At 35.9% G+C, this 1918-nt stretch carries 1 protein-coding gene; it reads right to left on the bottom strand.

Annotated features, from left to right (window positions below; translation table 11 throughout):
* Positions 1-87: 87 nt before the first annotated feature.
* Positions 88-1503 (bottom strand): group II intron reverse transcriptase/maturase, encoded by a 1416-nt coding sequence (gene ltrA, locus CLVI_RS17115; protein WP_207655407.1) that lies wholly within the window; start codon positions 1501-1503, stop codon positions 88-90.
* Positions 1504-1918: the final 415 nt, after the last annotated feature.

Here is a 1918-nt window from a genome sequence, read left to right as displayed (position 1 = left end):
AATCGAGTAGGAGCTAAATAATTATTTTATTTAGCGTCCTCTCACACCACCGTGCATACCGTTCGGTACACGGCGGTTCATTAGAAATTAATGTATCTTTTGATATTTGCTTGTTAGGCTAACGAATCCTAGTGATTCTAGGTATTTGTTATTTATAGACCTGTGTAGTATAGGGCTATTGGATATTCTCCAGTAGCCTTTTCTTGTATTTGAATATTGATAGGCTTTGTCTTTAGGTATCCCAAGTTTAATAAGATTTCTATATCTTGTTTTGACCTTTTTCCACTGTTTCCAAATACAAGCCCTCAACCTTCTTCTTATCCATTGGTCTAATTTGGTCAGCCTTGCGCCAGCGTTAGCTATTCCATAATAGTTTATCCATCCTTTTATTACATCAGTTAATTTCATCATCCGAAAATCCATACTAATTCCTTTATTTCTATTAGTAAGAATTCTGATTTTCTCTATAAATCTCTTAATGGACTTTTCGTGAATTCTCATCTCTGCTCCTCTTTTTGAAAAGTAAAACGAAAATCCCAAAAATTTTCTTCTGGATACTAAGTCTACTGCACTTTTGGATTTATTTACTGTAAGTTTGAGCTTATTTTCAATAAGTTCCGTCATAGATTTCATAACCCTCAAGCCTGCTTTTCTAGTTCTAACGTAGATATTACAATCATCTGCATATCTACAAAATTTATGTCCACGCTTTTCCAATTCTTTATCCATATCATCTAACATTATGTTCGCTAAAAGTGGACTTAAAGGTCCACCTTGCGGAGTTCCTTCTTCACTAGATATCTTTATTCCATTAATAAATACTCCACTTTGCAAGTATTTCCTTATTAATTTCAGTAATCTCCTATCTTTAATTTTCTTCTCTAGCTTACTCATTAGAATATCATGATTAACTTTATCAAAGAATTTCTCTAAATCCATATCTACAACCCATCTATTACCTTCATTTATATATTCTTTAGATTTGGTTATTGCATTCTTTGCACTTCTATTGGGTCTGAATCCATAACTACTTTCTGAAAATGTAGGTTCGTAAATATTATTTAAAACTTGTGCAATTGCTTGTTGAATCATTCTATCTTGTACAGTTGGTATTCCTAACAATCTAATCCCGCCATCAGGTTTTGGTATTTCTACCCGCCTAACAGGCGACGGATTATATTTTCCTTCTAGTAGTTTAGTTTTAATTGAAGCCCAGTGTTTCTTGATATGCTCCCGAAGTTCATCGGTTTTCATTCCATCAACCCCATGACTTCCCCTATTTCTAAGTACTCTTTGAAGTGCCTGTAACATATTATCTCTTTCAAGTACTTCTTCAAATAATCTACTAGTATCAAATGACTCATCGTTTACGCTTTCTCTATTTGCTAACGCCATAAAATTACTCGGCATCTTCTGCTTATCTCGAAGTTCCACTTCTACTTCCACAGAATGATCTCTATATTGAGTTGTCTGCTTTCTTTGTAATTTCTTTGAGTTATCCAAATTTGTAAACCTCCTAATGTTCAGCCCTTTCTCCGCTAACGCGGTTAGCGAAGTACTATGGCGTCTGCTGACTTCTGATAGTTCAGCTATATATCACTACATAGGTTATCACCTAGAAATTTAATCCTTTTGTGATGTATCTATCAGACCTCCCCAGGTAAGAACGTGCACTTTCCCTTCATCAATCTGCCACATTTACTTTATCTGTTTTCGGATAGTTATAGGGCTTTGCTTTGTCTAGCAAGCTCACCCACAGAATTAAGCCTCAAATGTGATTTGTATACCTCAGACCAAAGGTTTGCCGCCGACTTCCTTCAGATTCCACCTCACAATGGACACCCTTGTCTTAAGCTAAATGGTTGGCACTATCAGCCTCCATTACGGACTTTCACCGATTAGTGCACGCCCATGCTGG

It is taken from the genome of Clostridium vincentii (assembly GCF_002995745.1).
Classification (GTDB): domain Bacteria; phylum Bacillota; class Clostridia; order Clostridiales; family Clostridiaceae; genus Clostridium; species Clostridium vincentii.
This window is presented reverse-complemented; position numbering and strand designations above follow the sequence as displayed.